At 70.3% G+C, this 17315-nt stretch carries 20 protein-coding genes; 16 read left to right on the top strand and 4 right to left on the bottom strand.

What is annotated here, in order from left to right; all coding sequences use genetic code 11:
- Positions 1–190 precede the first annotated feature (190 nt).
- Positions 191–745, bottom strand: coding sequence for an RICIN domain-containing protein (locus HJC40_RS26830; RefSeq protein WP_250004880.1), 555 nt, complete (start codon positions 743–745; stop codon positions 191–193).
- Positions 746–1131: 386 nt separating this feature from the next.
- Here HJC40_RS26830 and HJC40_RS26825 point away from each other — a divergent pair, with 386 nt between their 5' ends.
- The 8 genes from HJC40_RS26825 to HJC40_RS26790 all read left to right on the top strand — a co-directional run bounded on the left by HJC40_RS26825 (position 1132) and on the right by HJC40_RS26790 (position 6608).
- Positions 1132–1443 (top strand): hypothetical protein, encoded by a 312-nt coding sequence (locus tag HJC40_RS26825; RefSeq protein ID WP_250004877.1) that lies wholly within the window; start codon positions 1132–1134, stop codon positions 1441–1443.
- A gap of 2 nt (positions 1444–1445) precedes the next feature.
- The gene (locus HJC40_RS26820; RefSeq protein WP_250004874.1) at positions 1446–1841 is read left to right on the top strand and encodes a nuclear transport factor 2 family protein; all 396 of its coding nucleotides are present in this window, start codon (positions 1446–1448) and stop codon (positions 1839–1841) included.
- Between the two features lie 46 nt (positions 1842–1887).
- On the top strand, positions 1888–2355 hold the full coding sequence (locus HJC40_RS26815) for a MarR family winged helix-turn-helix transcriptional regulator (RefSeq protein WP_250004871.1): 468 nt from the start codon (positions 1888–1890) through the stop codon (positions 2353–2355).
- Between the two features lie 109 nt (positions 2356–2464).
- Positions 2465–3169: an alpha/beta fold hydrolase gene (locus HJC40_RS26810; protein ID WP_250004869.1), complete on the top strand. Its 705-nt coding sequence runs from the start codon at positions 2465–2467 to the stop codon at positions 3167–3169.
- A 129-nt stretch (positions 3170–3298) separates the two neighbouring features.
- Positions 3299–4444 (top strand): low temperature requirement protein A, encoded by a 1146-nt coding sequence (locus HJC40_RS26805; protein WP_250004867.1) that lies wholly within the window; start codon positions 3299–3301, stop codon positions 4442–4444.
- A gap of 157 nt (positions 4445–4601) precedes the next feature.
- A complete protein-coding gene (locus HJC40_RS26800) occupies positions 4602–5534 on the top strand; it encodes an ABC transporter ATP-binding protein (protein WP_250004865.1) in 933 nt (310 codons plus the stop codon).
- Positions 5535–5544: 10 nt separating this feature from the next.
- Positions 5545–6264, top strand: a complete 720-nt coding sequence (locus HJC40_RS26795) for an ABC transporter permease (RefSeq protein WP_250004863.1) — start codon at positions 5545–5547, stop codon at positions 6262–6264.
- A 35-nt stretch (positions 6265–6299) separates the two neighbouring features.
- Positions 6300–6608 (top strand): GNAT family N-acetyltransferase, encoded by a 309-nt coding sequence (locus HJC40_RS26790; protein ID WP_250004860.1) that lies wholly within the window; start codon positions 6300–6302, stop codon positions 6606–6608.
- A 16-nt stretch (positions 6609–6624) separates the two neighbouring features.
- Here HJC40_RS26790 and HJC40_RS26785 read toward each other — a convergent pair whose 3' ends face one another.
- Positions 6625–7533 carry an alpha/beta hydrolase gene (locus tag HJC40_RS26785; protein ID WP_250004858.1) on the bottom strand — a complete coding sequence of 303 codons (909 nt, stop codon included), beginning with the start codon at positions 7531–7533 and terminating at the stop codon, positions 6625–6627.
- 97 nt (positions 7534–7630) lie between these two features.
- Here HJC40_RS26785 and HJC40_RS26780 point away from each other — a divergent pair, with 97 nt between their 5' ends.
- Entirely contained in the window at positions 7631–8062 is a 432-nt protein-coding gene (locus HJC40_RS26780) for a MarR family winged helix-turn-helix transcriptional regulator (protein ID WP_250004856.1), read from the top strand.
- 22 nt (positions 8063–8084) lie between these two features.
- Positions 8085–8843 (top strand): MerR family transcriptional regulator, encoded by a 759-nt coding sequence (locus HJC40_RS26775; protein WP_250004854.1) that lies wholly within the window; start codon positions 8085–8087, stop codon positions 8841–8843.
- 17 nt (positions 8844–8860) lie between these two features.
- Here HJC40_RS26775 and HJC40_RS26770 read toward each other — a convergent pair whose 3' ends face one another.
- A complete protein-coding gene (locus HJC40_RS26770; RefSeq protein ID WP_250004851.1) occupies positions 8861–9628 on the bottom strand; it encodes an SDR family NAD(P)-dependent oxidoreductase in 768 nt (255 codons plus the stop codon).
- 109 nt (positions 9629–9737) lie between these two features.
- Here HJC40_RS26770 and HJC40_RS26765 point away from each other — a divergent pair, with 109 nt between their 5' ends.
- The 6 genes from HJC40_RS26765 (at position 9738) to HJC40_RS26740 (ending at position 14517) form a co-directional block, all read left to right on the top strand.
- The gene (locus HJC40_RS26765) at positions 9738–10355 is read left to right on the top strand and encodes a TetR/AcrR family transcriptional regulator (protein WP_250004849.1); all 618 of its coding nucleotides are present in this window, start codon (positions 9738–9740) and stop codon (positions 10353–10355) included.
- 128 nt (positions 10356–10483) lie between these two features.
- Positions 10484–11380 (top strand): ABC transporter ATP-binding protein, encoded by an 897-nt coding sequence (locus HJC40_RS26760; RefSeq protein WP_250004847.1) that lies wholly within the window; start codon positions 10484–10486, stop codon positions 11378–11380.
- Entirely contained in the window at positions 11377–12126 is a 750-nt protein-coding gene (locus HJC40_RS26755) for an ABC transporter permease (RefSeq protein WP_250004846.1), read from the top strand. The genes HJC40_RS26760 and HJC40_RS26755 overlap by 4 nt, the downstream gene beginning before the upstream one ends.
- An 82-nt stretch (positions 12127–12208) precedes the next feature.
- The gene (locus HJC40_RS26750; protein ID WP_250004843.1) at positions 12209–13363 is read left to right on the top strand and encodes a sensor histidine kinase; all 1155 of its coding nucleotides are present in this window, start codon (positions 12209–12211) and stop codon (positions 13361–13363) included.
- A complete protein-coding gene (locus tag HJC40_RS26745; RefSeq protein ID WP_250004841.1) occupies positions 13360–14013 on the top strand; it encodes a response regulator transcription factor in 654 nt (217 codons plus the stop codon). Before HJC40_RS26750 ends, HJC40_RS26745 begins: the two co-directional genes overlap by 4 nt.
- Before the next feature lie 81 nt (positions 14014–14094).
- Positions 14095–14517, top strand: coding sequence for a MerR family transcriptional regulator (locus tag HJC40_RS26740; protein WP_308200951.1), 423 nt, complete (start codon positions 14095–14097; stop codon positions 14515–14517).
- Positions 14518–14561: 44 nt separating this feature from the next.
- Here HJC40_RS26740 and HJC40_RS26735 read toward each other — a convergent pair whose 3' ends face one another.
- Positions 14562–17294, bottom strand: a complete 2733-nt coding sequence (locus HJC40_RS26735) for an AAA family ATPase (RefSeq protein ID WP_250005144.1) — start codon at positions 17292–17294, stop codon at positions 14562–14564.
- Positions 17295–17315: the final 21 nt, after the last annotated feature.

Raw genomic sequence — 17315 nt, 5'->3', positions numbered from 1 at the left:
ACCAGCGTCGAGCCATCGACGGCGGGTGACGTGAGGTGACGTGAGAACTGGATAGGCTCGACCGGCAAGCGACGCGAGGAGCGCGCCGTGGCTCAACGGCTGCTGTAGGTGCTGCCTCCATCGTGTCGGCCCATCCGGGGCACGACAACACCTTAGCGCGTCGGTGGGCTCATGGGGATCCCGCGACGGCTCACACCACGTAGATCTTCTGCCAGCCCTGGTTCAACCCTCCGGTGCAGGCGAACTGACCGGCGACCGCGCCGGCCGCGGTGCTCGCGTCATAGATTCCCAAGCAGAGTCCGCTGCCACGGTTTCTCAGCTCGACGATGGAGCCCGACCTGGGGACGACGAGCCAGTCCTGGTTGAAGGCGCCGCTGCCGTTGGCCAGGATGGCCTTCGCGCCGGGCAGTGTGTTGCCGCGGTTGATACCCAGGTTCAAGCCCGACCTGACGTGCATGAAGGTGCGGTACTGGCCGTCCACGACCTCTTGGAATTCCTGGTAGCCGTTGGTGTTGCGCGGATGCTGCGAGACGTCGACGCCGTTGCTGATGCTGCCGGAATTCTGCAGGTACAGCTTGGACCAGTTGTTCCTGATCCGGAAAGACGAGGCCAGAGACCGCAGGGAGCCTTCCGATACGGACTCCCCTCGGCCGGTCGTCGTGCCCGCCTGGGCGCCGGCCGGGCTCGCCGAGACCACGATCCCCATCGTGAACAGCACCAGCAGGGTCGTTGTCGTTCGTTTCATGCTTGGCACACCTTTCCCCCGTGAGGTGCCGGCAACCCGGATGCGCCGCGGATCGATCGATCGCCGATGCCGCCGGGCGACCGGCGCAGATCAAAACCCAACAGGCCTGACGGTACGCACCACCGGTCGCCCCGGTTGTCGCCGAAGCGACGCCATGCAGAACGGGCGAGTTCGGGCACGGCCGCGACGTCACCGAGATCACCTCGCCCTTGCTTGACCCTGTTCCGACAACACGGTGTGGCATATGACGAAACCGAACGGCGAACGAGTGACTTGGCTCCCAGGGTCTTGCGCCGGAAGCCATCTGAGTTGAAACTTCAACCCGACCGCTGAGTTGAGAGTTCAACTCAGGCGTGCAGGCGGTCGTCGATTCCGAAGGATGTGCAATGACTACACAGTTGACAGGCCGGAGCTACCGCTTCGATCTCGGCGATCTGCAGGTGCGGTTCACCTTCGACTCCGCGACCCAGGGCAGCTTCGTCGTCGTTCAGGGCGCCGGCCTGGCCCCCGACGGTCACACCGAGACGGTGGCGCTGAACCTGCGGGAAATCCGTACGGGCGTCTATCTCAACTCGTGGACCGAGGCGAGCGGGGCGACAGTGACCCACCTGGAGGACTTCGAGAACGGGACGGTCTATTCCAACGTGACCGTCGCCGGCAAGCTCCACAACTTCGTCGGAACCATCAAGGAAGTCTGATCATGACTCAGCAGCCGGCTCCGCAGGACACCCAGGCCGAGCGGAACACCGCGATCGTGCTCACCGCGATGCGGGAGCTGTTCACCGACAAGGACCTGACGGCAATCGATCGGTACTGGGCCGAACCGTACGTTCAGCACAGCCCGCAGATGCCCAACGGGCTGGACGTGCTGCGCACGGTCGTCCCGGGACTGGAAGGCTTCTCGTGGGAGCCGCAACGGGTGGCCGCACAGGGCGATCTGGTCTTCACCCACAGCATCGTCCATGGCTGGGCGGCAGGCCCCGTCGTCATCGTCGACATCTACCGGTTGGAGAACGGACGCATCGTCGAACACTGGGACGTCGTCCAGGACCTCGTCGCGACCGAGACCACTGCCAACGGCAACGCCATGGTGTAGGCCCGGCAGGTCGACAGGCCGGTGCGCCGGCGCAAGTATGGGCATCGTGACGAAGCGACGTGACGACGACCTCGACCGGGACGCCGTGTGGCATGACCTGGTGCTGGCCACCCACCTCCTCGAGGTCGCGCTGGAACGGCAATCCCAGCGTGACGGCGACATCGCCCATGGGCATTTCAAGGTGCTGGTCCTTCTGAACGCCGCCGAGAATCAGACGCTCGGCTTGAAGACGATCGCCGGCATGCTGTGCTTCTCGCTCAGCCGCGTCAGTCACACGATCGCCGTTCTGGAACGCCAGGGCCTGGTCACCCGGGGCCGCGTACCGGTGGGACGGCGTGCCTACGAGGCCACTCTGACCCCGCAAGGCCGGCTGCTCGTCGTACGGGTGCTTCGCGGGCAGCGCAAGGAGATCCGGGACGTCCTTCTCGACAGCCTGGGGGATGCCGACATCGCCGCGCTCGGGAAGATCAGCGCGCGCGTCGTCGAAGTGCTCGACCAGCGGGACTACTCATGACCGTAGCCACCACGTGCGCGGCCCAGAGGCTTGACGCAGTGGCTCGAGAGGGCCGGGGACGGGATCCGCCCGGCCGCCGGCTTGTTCACCATCGATGAGAGGAACTGCCATGAAACCCACCATCGTCCTGGTCCACGGCGCCTTCGCCGAGTCGGCCAGCTGGAGCGGCGTGATCGAGCGGCTGCACGCCGACGGCTACCCGGTCGTCGCCGCGCCCAACCCGCTGCGCAGCCTGGCCGGGGATGCCGCCGTCGTCTCCAGCATCCTGACCACGATCGACGGGCCCGTCGTGCTCGTCGGCCACTCCTACGGTGGGGCGGTCATCTCCAACGCCGCCGTCGATCACGACCACGTCAAGGCGCTGGTGTTCGTCGCCGCCTTCGCCCCGGAGGCCGGCGAGAGCATCTTCGAGCTGTCCGGCAAGTTCGCCGGCAGCACTCTGGGCAAGACCCTCAGCGAGGTGCCCCTGCCCGACGGAACGGTCGATCTGTACATCCAGCAGGACAAGTTCCACCAGCAGTTCGCCGCCGACGTCCCGGCCGGGCGAGCCGCGGTCGACGCGGCCGCGCAGCGCCCGCTGAACGACACGGCGCTGAACGACAGCTCCGGCGAACCGGCCTGGAAGACGCTGCCCTCCTGGTTCCTGTATCCGGAGCTGGACTACAACATCCCACTGGAAGCGCACCGCTTCATGGCCGAGCGCGCGGGCGCCCGGTCCAGCGTCGAAGTGCCCGGTGCGTCGCATGCGGTCCCCGCCTCGGAGCCGGCCGCGGTGGCCCGCATCATCCTCGAGGCCGCCACGTCGATCGGCTGACGTCCGGACGAGGCGCCGGTCCCTGACCGGCGCCGTACCGGATGCCGGTCCGGTGACCAGGACCCCGAAAACCTCGAGCGGGCGGAATCTGACATGAGCGGGCAGTCACAGCGTAGATGGCACACCCCGATGCGGGCGCGTTCGGCCACGGAGCCGCATCGGACGGCTACCCCGCTGGAGCTCTTCTTCGACCTCTGTTTTGTCGTGGCGGTGGCGCAAGCCGCGTTGCCTTTGCACCACGCGATCGCCGAGGATCACGTGGCGCACGGCGTCGGCACCTACCTGATCGTGTTCTTCGCGATCTGGTGGGCGTGGATGAACTTCACGTGGTTCGCGTCCGCTTATGACACCGACGACGACGTCTACCGGATCACCACGCTGGTGCAGATCGCCGGCGTCCTGGTGCTCGCCGCCGGTGTCGAGGCGGCCTTCGAGGACGGCAACTTCACCGCGGCCGTCATCGGCTTCGTCATCATGCGGCTGGCGTTGGTGGCCCAGTGGGTGCGGGCCGCCCGCAGCGACCCGGATCACCGCAGTGTGGCTGTCCGGTACGCGTTCGGCGTCGTCGTCGTGCAGGTGCTCTGGCTGGGCTGGCTGACCGTGCCGGGGTCCTGGTCGGTGCCCCTGTTCGTGGTGCTCGCGCTCGCCGAACTGCTCGTCCCGGCGCTCGCCGAATACGCGCCGGGCGGACCGACGACCTATCACCCGCACCACGTCGCCGAGCGATACGGGCTGTTCACCATCATCATGCTGGGCGAGGCGGTCGCGGCGACGACGATCGCCGTCAAGACCGGGCTGGCGGAGGGTGAGCACCTTGTCGAACTGGCCGCGGTGGCCGCGTCCGGTCTGGTCCTGGTCTTCGCGCTGTGGTGGCTGTACTTCGACCGGCCCGCCCGCCGCCTGACGAGCACGCCACGCGTCACGCTCGTCTGGGGGTACGGGCATTACCTGATCTTCGCCGCGGCGGCCGCCGTCGGCGCGGGGCTCGGGGTCGTCGTGGACTACGAGACCCACCATGCGGAGGTCTCCGGCGTGGTCGCCGGGTACGCGATCGCCGTGCCGGTCGTGGTCTTCCTGCTCGCCGTCTGGCTGCTGCACGTGCGGCCGGCACAGACCGGGGCCTGGCTGTCCACGTACCCGATCACCGCCGCTCTGGTGCTGCTGGCGCCGCTCGGACCAGCACCGGTCACCGTGATCGCGCTGCTGCTCGTGGCCCTCGTGGTGCTCACCGTCTCCGGCAGCCGCCGCGGCGTCGTGACCGCCGGGATCGGGTGAAGCGCCCGCGGCCGGATCCGGCCCGGCGGCGGCGCGACGGCAGCGGTGAGCTTGCCGACTACCGCCTTGACTGTGTTCCGGGAACACGGTCTGCACTGGTTCCCGCCGGACGAGCAGACCGGATCGAAGACGACCATTCAACGAAGGCAGGGCCGACATGGAACAAGCGGAGAGACCACCCGGCGCATCGTCGCGGCCAGTCATCGAGGTGGACCGGCTGAGCGTCTCGTACGGCGACTTCATTGCCGTCAAGGACCTGAGTCTCCGAGTCGAGCAAGGCGAACTGTACGCGTTGCTCGGCACCAACGGAGCGGGCAAGACGTCGGCCCTGGAGGTCATCGAGGGGCACCGGAAAGCGTCGTCGGGCACCGTACGGGTCTTCGGTGAGAGCCCGGCCGACCGGCGGGCGGTACGGCCCCGGATGGGGATCATGTTGCAGGAGAGCGGATTCTCCGCCGACCTCACCGTCGAGGAGTCCGTCCGGCTGATCGGCCGGTTGTCCGGCCGGTCGGATTCGGTCGATCGCCTCCTGGGCGTCGTCGGCCTCACCCACAAGGCCGCGACCCGGGTCGGGCAGTTGTCCGGCGGCGAGAAGAGACGACTCGACTTCGCCACCACCGTCTACGGGCGACCGGAGCTCGTCTTCCTGGACGAGCCGACCACGGGGCTGGACATCCAGTCGCGCGACGCCCTGTGGGAGGCCGTGGAGGAACTGCGCGGCCACGGCTCCACCGTCATCCTGACGACGCACTACCTGGAGGAGGCGCAGCAGCACGCCGACCGCATCGGGCTCATGCACCGGGGCACCCTGCGCACCCAGGGAACAGTGCCCGAGCTGACCCGGGCCCTGCCGGCCGCGATCCAGTTCTCGCTGTCCCCCGGCACTCCCGCCCCGCCGCTCGGCGTGGCCCAGCCTGGCGGCTCGGCGTACCAGATCGAGACGTTCGAGCTGCAAGCGGATCTCAAGCGGCTGCTCGACTGGGCGGACCTGCACGACGTCGGTCTGCACGGGCTCTCCGCCGCACCGACCCGGCTGGACGACGTCTTCCGCGCCATCGAGACCGACCCGGTTCCCACCCCGACACGGTAGAGGCAACGACATGCTCCCCATCGCGTACAGCGAATTCGCCCAGATCTTCCGCAATCGCGCCGTGCTGATCTCCAACCTCATCATGCCGCTGGCCGCCAGCGCCTTCTTCATCTTCCGCCGCGACACGTTCGCTCAGATCGGCAGCCTGGGCTACATCGCCGCGGTCCTCGTCTTCACCGTCGGCGCGTTCAGCCTCTACACCACGGCGGTGACCACCCTGTCGGCCCGCCGGCAGGACCTGTTCCTCAAGCGGCTGCGCTCCACCGCGGCCAGTGACCCGGCGATCCTGTCGGGCCTGACCCTGCCGGTCGCCTTCACCGCCCTCGTTCAGGTCGTGGTCATGCTCGGGATCTTCGCCGCGGTGAGCGGCGGCCCGGCCGAGGTCGCGCTCCTGGTCGTGGCGATCCTGGCCACCTTCGTCATGATGCTCGCCCTGGCCATGGCCACCGCCGGCCTGACCGGCTCGCCCGAGCAGGCTCAGGTCACGACGCTGCCGGTCAGCCTGGTCACCATCGCCGTGGCCAGCTGGGTCGGCATCACCGGTACGGAAAGCCTCACCCTGCTCAAGCGGTTGCTCCCCGGCGGCTCGGCCACCGAACTGATCGTGAACACCTGGAACGGCGGCGTACCCTTCGCGGAATCGTTGCCGTTGCTGGCCCCGACGCTCGCCTGGGTCGTCGTGGCGATCGTGCTCGCTCTGCGGCTCTTCCGGTGGGAACCCCGCCGGTGACTTCCGTCCCGATAACCGATACGCATGGAGGACAGATGGCAGTGGAAGTGAAGGACGTTCCCGGAGCCAAACGGTACGAGGCCCGGGCACCGGGACGATCCGAGGTCGCGGGCGTCGCGGAATACATCCGTACGGCGGAGCTGGTCGCGTTCGTCCACACCGAGGTCTCGCCGGCGTACGAAGGCCAGGGAGTGGGAGCGGCACTGGCCCGCGCAGCCCTCGACGAGGCGCGCGCCGCGAACCTGCGAGTCCTGGCGGTCTGCCCGTTCATCGCGGGGTGGATCGCCCGGCATCCCGATTACCAGGACCTGGTGTATCAGTCCCGCAGCCGGGTGACCGACTGAACAGCCGGGCCGTTCGCTAGAGGTTGTTCTCGTAGAACTTGGCGAGGCGGTCGACGGCGGCGTCGACGTATTCCGGTACGTCGTACATCTCGTAGTGGCGGGCGCCGGCGACCACCAGGCGGTCGACGGGGTTCGGCGCCAGGGCCCAGAGCCGCTCGGCCGATTCGTCGAAGCCGGTGCCCTCGAGGTGCTCGGCCAGGACGAGCTGCAACGGCTGGGTCATGAGCTGGTCGACCAGGTGGTACGCGTCGAAGCCGAGCAGCAGCGCGTCGCCGCGGGAGAGCCGGCGGTTGGTCGAATGCTCGTTGCCGCCGCGTCCGGTGCGGTAGTAGGTAATCGCCTGGAGAAGGTCGACGTCGTCGACACCGGCCGCGGCGGCCTCCTCGAGGGTGTCGGGCAGCCAGTTCTCCCGCGTCAGCACGCCGGTCCCGGCTTCCCGGAGGCGCGCGTCGGCCAGGGCGTCGAGCGCGGCCGCCGGTCCGCCGGGCTGGAACCCGCGGAACGCCGTGCCGATGTTGCCGGGATCGACCACCCCGACCGCCCTGATGCGGTGATCGGTACGGGCGGTGTGGACGGCGTATCCACCGCCGGCGCAGATGCCGAAGACGCCGATGCGGTGCGGGTCGATGCCGGGGATCGTGCTGAGCGCGTCGATCGCATACGAGATGTCCTCGCCGCGACGGTACGGGTCCTCGAGGTCGCGGGGCTCGCCGCCGCTCTGCCCCTGATGGGCGGGGTCGAAGACCAGGGCCGCGATGCCGCGGGAGGCGAGGCGGGACGCGTAGTTCGCGCCGATCTGCTCTTTCACGCTGCTGCCGGGCGTGGCGAGCACGACGACCCGCAACGGCGTGGCCTCGTCGAGGTCGCCGGGCAGGTGCAGGTCGGCCGCGAGCTCGATCGGTCCGCGCGGGATGGTGATGTGCATCGGGAGAACCCTTCGCGTAAAGTTGCGGTTAGTACTTTTCTGCGATATTTCGAACCTGAGATAGTTCGAGACCGAACTAGTACGTAACCGTACCACCTTGGAAGGGGTCCGCGTGGTGGTGGACGCCGCACGGCTGTGGACGCTCAACCACCGTCTGCTGACCGTGGTGCTCGACGCCTGCACCGATGAGCTGGCCGAGCTGGGACTCGAGACGAAGGAGTTCTTCGTCCTGGCCGAGGTGGCCGCGTCGCCGTACCCGGCCGAGCTGGCCGCGAAGCTGGTGATCTCCAAGGCGAGCATGACCGGCTACGTCCGCAACCTGGTGGCCAAGGGCTTCCTGCGGCGCGAGATCGACGACGCGGACCTGCGGCGGCAACGCCTCGTCCTGACCACCGAAGGCGTGACGGCGCGCGACAAGGCCCTCGCGGCGCTCGCGGCCGGCTTCGACCGCAGACTGGCCAGGATCACCCCGGCCGATCGTTCCGAGCTGCAGCGCATCCTCCTCGCCCTGCTCGAGCCCGCGAACTGACCGATCCAGAAAGGGGCTCGACATGGCCTGGAGCACCCGAGAGCTCGCCGCGATCGCCGGCACCACGGTGAACACCATCCGGCACTACCACGGGCTGGGTCTGCTCGAGGAGCCGGACCGCCGGCACAACGGCTACAAACAGTACGACGTCTCGCATCTGATCTGCCTGCTGCGCATCCGCCGCCTCGTGGAGCTCGGCGTGCCCCTGTCCGACGTCGGCATGGCACAGCCGGCCGGGGACGTACCCCCGGAGGTCCTGCGTCAGGTCGACGCCCAGCTCGCCGCCGAGATCGAACGCTTGAGCAGCGCCCGATCCGACATCGCCGCCATTCTGCGCGACGGCGCGCCGGCCGACACCCCGGCCGGCTTCGAGTCGGTCGTGCCCCGCCTGTCGGCCGCCGACCGCTCGCTGATCCACGTCTACACCCGCCTGTACGACGACGACGCCATGAAGGACCTGCGGCGCATGGCGGAAACCGACTCCGAGCCCGTCAACGCCGAGATGGAGGCCCTGCCGGTGGACGCGGACGAGGCCACCCGGCAAAGTCTCGCCGAGAAGCTCGCCCCCGTCATCGCCCGGAACCTCATCGACTACCCGTGGCTGAGCGATCCGGCCGGGCATCTGTCCACAAGCGAGCAGTTCACCAAGCAGACCTTCCTCGAGGCCGTGGTGACGCTCTACAACACCGCACAGATCGACGTGATCGGCCGGGCCAGCATCCTCGCGCACCAGCAGGTGCGGCCGGCTCGCCCGGCCGACGACGGCACCAGCACCGGCTGACCTCCGCCGGGGCCCGCTCAGAGCGCGGTGCCGCCCGAGGCGTCGATGACCTGGCCGGTCACCCAGCGCCCCTCGTCGGAGGCGAGGAAGGCGATGATGCTGGCCACGTCGTCCGTCTCGCCGAGCCGGCCGAGGGCGACGCGCGCCGCCTGCTGGGCCGCGAGTTCCGGGTTGTCGACCAGGTATTGGCTGTTCCGGGTCATGACGATGCCGGGTGACACCGAGTTGACGGTGATCCCGCGCGGGCCCAGATCCAGCGCCATGTCATAGCCGAACCAGTTGAGCGCCGCCTTGCTGACGCCGTAGGCCAGCAGATCCGGGCTGCCGACCCGGGCCGCGGTGCTGGAGACGTTGATGATCCGGCCGCCGTCGCGCAGTCGCGGCAGCGCGAGCTTCGTGATGAAGAACGGCGCCTTCACGTTCACGGCCATCACCTGATCGAACTCGTCCTCGGGGAGGTCGGTCAGGCGGGCGAAACTGCCCTTGGCGGCGTTGTGCACGAGGATGTCGATCCTCCCGTCGGGCACGAGCTCCCGGCCCGCCTCGTCGAAGGCCGCCCAGAACCGAGCCGCGTCGCCGGGCGTGCCCAGCTCGGTGCGCACGGCGAAGGCCCGTCCGCCGTCCTTGCGGATGCGCTCCACCGTGTCGCGGGCCGCCTCCTCGTCGTGGCCGTAGCCGACGGCGACGGTCGCCCCGTCGCGGGCGAACCGCTCGACGGTCGCCCGGCCGATCCCGTGACTGCCGCCGGTGACGACGGCCACTCTGTCCCGCAGTGCTTCTGACATGTCCCGCTCCTTTGTTGAATGACCGCTCAACAAGCAACGTAGCTCGTTCTTGAGCGATCGGTCAACAAGTCGTCCGCCTCACTTTGAGCGATCGCTCTAGAATGGGGTCATGGACACACCGGAAGCCCGGCGAGGCCGGCCGCCATCTTTCGACCGGGCGGCGGCGCTGGCCGCCGCCACCCGCCTGTTCTGGCAGAACGGGTACGAGGCGACCTCGATCAACGACCTGACCCGGGAGATGAACATCCGGCCCGGCAGCCTCTACGCGGCGTTCGGCGACAAGAGGGCGCTGTTCAACGAGGTCGTCGAGGCGTACGGCCGCTCCCCCGCCGGGACGTTCGTCTGGGCCGCCATGGCGCGGGAGGCCACGGCCTTCGACGCCTTCCACCGCATCCTGCTCGATGCGGCGGCGATGTACACCGATCCCGAGACACCGGCCGGGAACCTGCTCTGCAGCGCGGCCGCGGCCGACACCGATGTCGCCACCTACATGCGCGACCTGCGCAACGCCAGCGTCGGCACCTTCGAGGAGCGCCTGACCACCGCCCGGCACGACGGCGAGCTACCGGCGACAGCCGACCCGGGCAAGCTGGCCGCGTACTTCACCGCCGTGATGCACGGCATGTCGCAGCGGGCACGGGACGGCGCCACGGTGGCGGAACTCACCGATACCGCGGAGCTGGCCATGGCCGCCTGGCCGGCGTCCCCACCGGCTCCGGCCGATTGACCGACCGCATCCACGGCCTCAGCGCCCTATGTGGAGAGTCATCCGGTATACCTGGGTACCAGGGCCGGCGCGGAAGAGTCGACCGAGGTACCACGATCCCGGGGTCACGCCGGCCTAGCGTGGTGAGCATGATTCAGGTACGTGAAGTGACCAAGCGGTACGGAGCGAAGACGGTCGTCGACCATCTGTCCTTCACCGCGCAACCGGGCCAGGTCACCGGATTCCTCGGGCCCAACGGCGCCGGCAAGTCGACCACCATGCGGATGATCGTCGGTCTCGACGCCCCGACCTCGGGCGACGTTCTGGTCAACGGCAAGCCGTACGCGTCGTCGAAGGCCCCTCTGCACGAGATCGGCGCGCTGCTCGAGGCCAAGGCCATGCACCCCGGCCGCACGGCGGTCAGCCACCTTCTCACGCTGGCCCGCACGCACGGCATCTCCCGCTCGCGGGTCGACGAGGTGCTCGGCCTGGTCGGTCTCTCGGCTGTCGCTCACAAGCGGGTCGGCGCCTTCTCCCTGGGCATGGGCCAGCGGCTCGGCATCGCCGCCGCGCTGCTCGGCGACCCGGCCGTGGTGATGCTCGACGAGCCGGTCAACGGCCTCGACCCCGACGGTGTCCTCTGGGTGCGCAACCTGCTCACCGGTCTGGCCGCCGAAGGCCGCACGGTGATGCTGTCCTCGCACCTGATGAGCGAGGTGTCCCTGATCGCCGACCACCTGGTCATCATCGGCCGGGGCCGGCTGCTGGCCGACACCACCGTGGCCGACTTCGTCACCGCCGAGGGCGTCCGGGTCGTCACCGCGGCCCCCGACGATCTGCGGGCCCTGATCGCCGGGCCCGGCGTCACTGTCACGTCGACGGGCGCCGAGGAACTGTTCGTCGCCGGCACCACCGCCCGGGCGATCGGGCTGGCCGCGGCCACCCGCGGCATCCCCCTGTTCGAGCTCACCCCGCAGAACGCCTCGCTCGAAGAGGCGTTCATGGACCTGACCCACAACGCTGTCGAATACGAGGCCACCCGATGAAGATCACTCCTGGTGGCGTCGTCGCCGCCGAGTGGACCAAGTTCTCCTCCCTGCGCTCCACCTGGATCACCACCGGCATCTCGGTCGTGCTCCTGATCGCCTTCGGCGTGATCGCCTCGGCTTCCTTCACGGGCGACAACCTGTCGGCCGTCGATCTGGCCCTGTCCGGCAGCACCCTGGCCGCCCTCGCCGTCGGCGTGCTCGGCGCGCTGCTGGGAGCGGGCGAATACACCACCGGCATGATCCGGGCGACCCTGGCCGCGGTGCCCCGCCGGCTGCCGGTGCTGTGGTCCAAGAGCCTGGTGGCCGGGGCGGCCGCCCTGGTCACGATGACGGCCGGCGCCTTCGCCGCCTTCGCGCTGGGCTCGGCCGTGCTCAACGACGGGGTCGGCAGTGTCGGCCTCGGCGACAGCGGTGTGCTGCGCGCCCTGCTCGGCGCCGGCCTCTATCTGGGCCTGGTCGCGGTGCTCGGCGTCGCGCTCGGCATGCTCGTGCGTTCCAGCGCCGGCGCCATCGCGATCCTGGCCGGCGCGTTGCTGATCGTGCCCGGCCTGGCCGCGCTGCTGCCGGACTCGGTCTCCGAGGCCATCACCCCGTACCTGCCGAGCAACGCCGGCAGCGCCGTGATGGCGCTGACCCAGGGTGAGAACACCTTGGCGCCGTGGACCGGTCTCGCGGTCTTCGCCGGCTACGTCGTCGTCTGCCTCGCCGCCACGGCCTATCGCCTCAAGAAGACCGACGCGTAAGGCTCGAGAGACCGACGCGTAAGGCTCAAGAGACCGACGCGTAAGGCTCAAGAAGACTGACGCGTAAGAGGAGAATCGGGTGATGAGCACGCAGGGATGGCTGGTCGACCGGCAGACACGACTGCGGGCGTTCGACAGGCGACAGCCGTGGGTCATGGACACCCTGGTGGCCGTGCCGATCGTGATCTTCAGCATCCCGAGCCTGATCGAGAAGCCGGTGCCGGCCACGATCGCGACCCTGGTGCTGCTGCCGCCGCTGTACTGGCGGCGACGGTACCCGTTCCGGATGTTCCTGGTCACCGCGGCCACCGACCTGGTCCAGGGGATCCTGAACGCCGGGGTGGGCGCCGGGGTGATCCTGCTCGTGATGCTCTTCGGGGTCGCCTCCCGGGGAGCGTGGCGCTCCCTCGCGTGGGCCTCCGGGATCACCGCCGCGCTGCTGTTCGCCCAGATCTACCTCTTCGGGCCGGTGACGGAGAACCTCGCGCTCACGTCGTTCCTGGCGCTCGGCATGTCGGTGGCCGCGGTCGCGTCCGGCGTCGCGGTGCGCACGCGCCGGGCGTACCTCATGGCCCTGGAGGACCGCGCCACCCGCCTGGAGGTCGAGCGGGACCAGCGGGACCGCCTCGCCGTCGCCGACGAGCGGGCCCGGGTGGCCCGCGAGATGCACGACATCGTCGGCCACCACGTGTCGGTGATCGTCGGCCTGGCCGACGGCGGCACCGCGCTCGCGACCTCGCGCGACGAACAGACCGCCGAACCCCTGCGGCTGATCGGGGAGACCGGCCGGCAGGCGCTCGCCGAGCTGCGCCGGGTGCTCGGTGTGCTGCGCGAGGAGGACGCCGACCCGCAACTGAGCCCGCAGCCCGGTATCGACGATCTCGACCGGCTGCTGCCCAGCGTGCGCGCGGCCGGCCTGCCGGTCACCTACTCGACGTCGGGCGACCTGCACACCCTGGGCCGGGGAGTGCAGCTCGCGGTCTACCGCATCGTGCAGGAAGCGCTCACCAACACCCTCAAACACGCGGGCCGGGGTGCGGCCGCGGACGTCACGCTGGCCGCCTCCGACGGACAGGTACGCGTCCGCGTCCGCGACAACGGCCGCGGCGAACCCGCCGCCCCGAGCCACGGCCTGCTCGGCATGCGGGAGCGCGCCGCCATGTACGGCGGGGTGGTAACCGCCGGCCCGGCCGGCAGTGGCTGGCTGGTCGACGTCGTCCTCAAGGAGCCCGCATGACCACCGTGCTGATCGCCGACGACCAGCCGTTGCAGCGCCTGGGTTTCAAGATGCTGCTCGACGGCACTCCCGGCCTGATCGTGGTGGGCGAGGCCGCCACCGGCGCCGAGGCCGTACGGATGGTCGATCAGACCCACCCCGACGTGGTGCTGATGGACGTGCGCATGCCCGGCATGGACGGCATCGAGGCCACCCGGCGGATCACCGCGGCCGGACCCCGCACCCACGTGCTCATCCTGACCACCTTCGACCTGGACGAATACGTCTACGCCGGACTGCGCGCCGGGGCGAGCGGCTTTCTGCTCAAGGACGCCCGCCCGGACGAGCTCCTCGCCGGCATCCGCGCCGTCGCCGACGGAGAATCGGTGGTGGCGCCCAGCCTGACCCGCAAACTGATGACGGCCTATCTGCACGACGCGGCGCCGCTCCAGCAGGATCGCCGGTTGGCCACGCTGAGCGAGCGGGAGCGCGAGGTCCTCGAGGCGATCGGCCAGGGGGCCACCAACACCGAGATCGCCGAACGGTTCCGGCTGACCGAGTCGACCGTGAAGAAGCATGTCGGACGCGTACTGGCCAAGATCGGGGCGCGGGACCGTATCCAGGCGGTGATCTTCGCGTACGACAACGGCCTGGTCCAACCACGCGCCTGAGCCCAGCCCCGATGGCAGCACGGGAGAACGCCCGTCGCCCCCGGGAAGCCGTTCCATCCAGCCACGCACGAGGAGACGACCGTGCCCTGGAGCACACGTGAACTTGCAGAACTTGCCGGCACGACCGTGAACACCATCAGGCACTATCACCGGCTCGGCCTGCTGGACGAGCCCGAGCGCCGGCACAACGGATACAAGCAGTACGGAAATCGGCACCTGGTCAGGCTTCTGAGCATCCGGCGCCTCGTCGAGCTGGGCGTTCCCCTCGCCCTGGTCGGCGAGGCCGGCACGGACGGGTCTCTCCCCCTGGAAACCCTCCGGGAGGTCGACGCCGGGCTCGCGGCGAACATCGCACGTCTGGCCCGGGCCCGCTCCGACATCGCGGCCATTTTGAGTGACGGCGCAGCGGCCGACCCGCCGGCGGCGGTCCGGTCCGTCACCTCACGGCTGTCCGCAGCCCACGGTTCGCTCGCTCCACGCCGGCAAACAGCTCTACGACGATAGGGGTCTCCCCCGCCCGAGCAGTCGACCGGGCCGCATCGGCCCGGTCAAGGGAGGTGGAGTTCCTTGAGCTCGCGGCGTGACGTGATGCCGAGCTTGCGGAAGATGTTGCGCAAGTGGGTCTCGATGGTCCGCGGGCTGAGGAACAGCTGGGCGCCGACCTCACGGGAGGTGACCCCCGTTGCCACCAGACGTGCGATGTGCAGCTCGTGGGCGGTGAGCGCGTCGGCGGGCCGGGCGTTCCGTCTGCTCGGGTGCTCGCCGGTGGCCCGCAGCTCACGGGCGGCGCGCGCCGCGAACGCCTCGGCGCCCATGTCGGAGAGCAGCTTGTGGGCAGTGCGGAGCTGGTCGCGGGCATCCTGGCGGCGACCTTCACGACGGAGCCATTCGCCGTAGACCAGGTGGGTGCGGGCGAGGTAGACGGCCATCCGGCAGTTGCTGAGCCGCTCGATCGCCTGGCGGTAGTGCTCCTCGGCGGCCGGGCCCGTGGTCAGCAGCGCACGGGAGCGCGCGGCCAGTCCCAGCCCGAACGGCGTCCCACTGGCGCGGGCCCGGGAACTGAGTTGCTCCAGCGCGGCGGCCGCGCGTTTCGGCTCGCCGGCCCGGGAGGCCGCTTCGATGAGCTCGGGCAGAGCCAGGCTGCTGTACGCCATGTCGTCGTACTCCCACGGCGGCTGCGCGGCGGCGAGAGCCTCGTCGTAGTTGCCCAGACCGTTGTGCAGCGCGGCCAGCGTGGCCTGAGCCAGGCCGACCGTCGCACCCTCGCCCCGCCCCGTCGCCTCCTCGACCATGGCTGCGTACAGCTCCAGGGTTTCCGGTTGCCGGCCACGCCAGGCCGCCAGCATGAGCCGGGCGTTGGGCAGCGGCGGAGCCCCGGTCGCCTGCGTGATCGCGGTCTCCTCGGCGGTCAGCTCGGCGGCCCGGGCGAGGTCGCCGGTGAGCACGAGCACCGAGGCCACGGTGTTGAGCGCGGCCGGGAGCATGGACAGCGCGCCGGCCTCGCGGGAGAGCCGGACCGCACGCTCGGCCAATACGTACAGTGCCTCGTCATCCCACAGCATCGCCGCGACATGGCAGGCCAGCCACAGCCAGCGGCGGTCGCCGTCACCACCTCGGGAGCCGTGGTCGCGGAGCGCCTCGAGGGCCCGCTGCAACGGGGTGACGCTTGCCTCGTACCCCTGTGTGAACCTCGTGGCCAGCCCGTCCAGCAGCAGATCGACCGGCTGTGGCGGCGCCGACGGCGCGGGCGCGCCGAGTGCGGTCTCGGCCGCGTCGAGCAACCCCCGGCCGCGGGCGAGGCGACCGGCGTGGATGGCGGCATCGACCGCGTGCAGATAGGTCTCGCGGGCCAGCGCCGGGTCCAGCGGGGCGAGTGTCCTGGCCGCGTCGAGCAGCATCCCCGGCACGTCGCTGCCCCGGCTCTGGTCGAACGCGATCTGGGCGCGGAGCAGCCCGAGGCGGGCGCGGGGCAGGGCGTCCAGGGGCCCGGCGGCCGCCACCGCCAGCAGTTCCAGGGCGGCCGGGGTCGCGCCGGCCTCGTGCTTGGCCTGCGCGGCGTCCAGTGCGCGTTTCGCGCGAAGCGCGGGCTCCGGCGTCAGCTCGGCCGCGCGCTGCAGGAACGCGGCCGCGGCGGCCACACCGCCGCGAGCTCGCGCCCGTCCGGCCGAGCGCTCCAGCCCTTCGGCGGCTTCCTCGTCGACTCCGGGCACCGCCTGCGCGCGCTGCCAGGCGCGGCGGTCCGGGTCGGCCTTCGGGTCGGTCGCGTCGGCCAGCGCGCCGTGGGCCCGGCGACGGTCCGGCGGCGTGGCTGCCTGATACACCGCCGACCGCACGAGCGGGTGGCGGAACCGTACCCGGACGCCGATCTCCAGCAGACCGGCGACCTCCGCGGGCGTCGCAGCCTCGCGAGCGAGGCCGAGCCGCGCGGCCGCGCGCCACAGCAGCGCCACGTCGCCCGTCGGTTCGGACGCGGCGACCAGCAGCAGAAGCTGCGTCTCGGGTGGCAGGCTGGCTGAACGGCGCCGGAAACCCTCCTCGATGCGGTGCGGGACGCCGAGCACGCCGGGCAACTCGAACCCGCCGGCGAAAGTGGCCGGCCGCAGGGTGCGGGGCAGCTCCAGCAGCGCCAACGGGTTGCCGCACGCCTCGGCGAGGATCCGTTCGCGCACCTCCTCGTCCAGTGGTGTCCGTACCGCGGCGCTGAGCAGCGCCCGGGCATCGGCCGCGCCGAGCGGCTCCAGAGGGAGCTCCGGCAACCCGGCGAACGGGAGGAGGTCACCTCCGTCGCCGTCCCGCAGCCCGAAGACGAGGGCCAGCCTTTCGGCCCCGACCCGCCGGGCCACGAACGCCAGAACCTGCGCCGAGGCCTCATCGAGCCACTGGGCGTCGTCGACGAGACACAGCAGAGGCTGCTCCTCGGCGACCTCGGCCATCAGGTTGAGGATGGCCAGGCCGACCAGGAACCGGTCCGGCGCGGCGCCACCGTGGAGCCCGAACGCCACCCCGAGGGCGGCCTGCTGCGGCTCGGACAGCGTGCCGGTGCGATCCAGCAGGGGGGCACACAGCTGGTGCAACCCGGCGAACGCGAACTGGGTCTCGGACTCGACACCGCCCGCCGACTCCACCCGGAAGTCCGCGGCGAGCGCCGTCTGCCGAGCGTGCTCGAGCACGGCAGTCTTCCCGATCCCGGCTTCACCGCACACCACAAGGGAGCCGCTGCGCCCGGACCGAGCCAGCGAGAGAAACTTCTCGACCGCTGCACGCTCGGCGCGCCGGCCCACAAGATCCACCGGAGATTCTCC

Source organism: Actinoplanes sp. M2I2 (assembly GCF_023544445.1).
Lineage (GTDB): Bacteria > Actinomycetota > Actinomycetes > Mycobacteriales > Micromonosporaceae > Actinoplanes.
Note: the sequence above shows the minus strand (reverse complement) of the source record. Positions and strands in the feature narration are given on the sequence as shown.

What these genes read in the sequence shown, in the direction of transcription:
- HJC40_RS26760 (WP_250004847.1), top strand. Translation starts at nt 10,484, where the DNA reads ATGATTCAGGTACGTGAAGTGACCAAGCGGTACGGAGCGAAGACGGTC.
- HJC40_RS26765 (WP_250004849.1), top strand. Translation starts at nt 9,738, where the DNA reads ATGGACACACCGGAAGCCCGGCGAGGCCGGCCGCCATCTTTCGACCGG.
- HJC40_RS26790 (WP_250004860.1), top strand. Translation starts at nt 6,300, where the DNA reads ATGGCAGTGGAAGTGAAGGACGTTCCCGGAGCCAAACGGTACGAGGCC.
- HJC40_RS26755 (WP_250004846.1), top strand. Translation starts at nt 11,377, where the DNA reads ATGAAGATCACTCCTGGTGGCGTCGTCGCCGCCGAGTGGACCAAGTTC.
- HJC40_RS26830 (WP_250004880.1), bottom strand. Translation starts at nt 745, where the DNA reads ATGAAACGAACGACAACGACCCTGCTGGTGCTGTTCACGATGGGGATC.
- HJC40_RS26805 (WP_250004867.1), top strand. Translation starts at nt 3,299, where the DNA reads ATGCGGGCGCGTTCGGCCACGGAGCCGCATCGGACGGCTACCCCGCTG.
- HJC40_RS26795 (WP_250004863.1), top strand. Translation starts at nt 5,545, where the DNA reads ATGCTCCCCATCGCGTACAGCGAATTCGCCCAGATCTTCCGCAATCGC.
- HJC40_RS26820 (WP_250004874.1), top strand. Translation starts at nt 1,446, where the DNA reads ATGACTCAGCAGCCGGCTCCGCAGGACACCCAGGCCGAGCGGAACACC.
- HJC40_RS26810 (WP_250004869.1), top strand. Translation starts at nt 2,465, where the DNA reads ATGAAACCCACCATCGTCCTGGTCCACGGCGCCTTCGCCGAGTCGGCC.
- HJC40_RS26775 (WP_250004854.1), top strand. Translation starts at nt 8,085, where the DNA reads ATGGCCTGGAGCACCCGAGAGCTCGCCGCGATCGCCGGCACCACGGTG.
- HJC40_RS26800 (WP_250004865.1), top strand. Translation starts at nt 4,602, where the DNA reads ATGGAACAAGCGGAGAGACCACCCGGCGCATCGTCGCGGCCAGTCATC.
- HJC40_RS26745 (WP_250004841.1), top strand. Translation starts at nt 13,360, where the DNA reads ATGACCACCGTGCTGATCGCCGACGACCAGCCGTTGCAGCGCCTGGGT.
- HJC40_RS26825 (WP_250004877.1), top strand. Translation starts at nt 1,132, where the DNA reads ATGACTACACAGTTGACAGGCCGGAGCTACCGCTTCGATCTCGGCGAT.
- HJC40_RS26770 (WP_250004851.1), bottom strand. Translation starts at nt 9,628, where the DNA reads ATGTCAGAAGCACTGCGGGACAGAGTGGCCGTCGTCACCGGCGGCAGT.
- HJC40_RS26750 (WP_250004843.1), top strand. Translation starts at nt 12,209, where the DNA reads ATGAGCACGCAGGGATGGCTGGTCGACCGGCAGACACGACTGCGGGCG.
- HJC40_RS26785 (WP_250004858.1), bottom strand. Translation starts at nt 7,533, where the DNA reads ATGCACATCACCATCCCGCGCGGACCGATCGAGCTCGCGGCCGACCTG.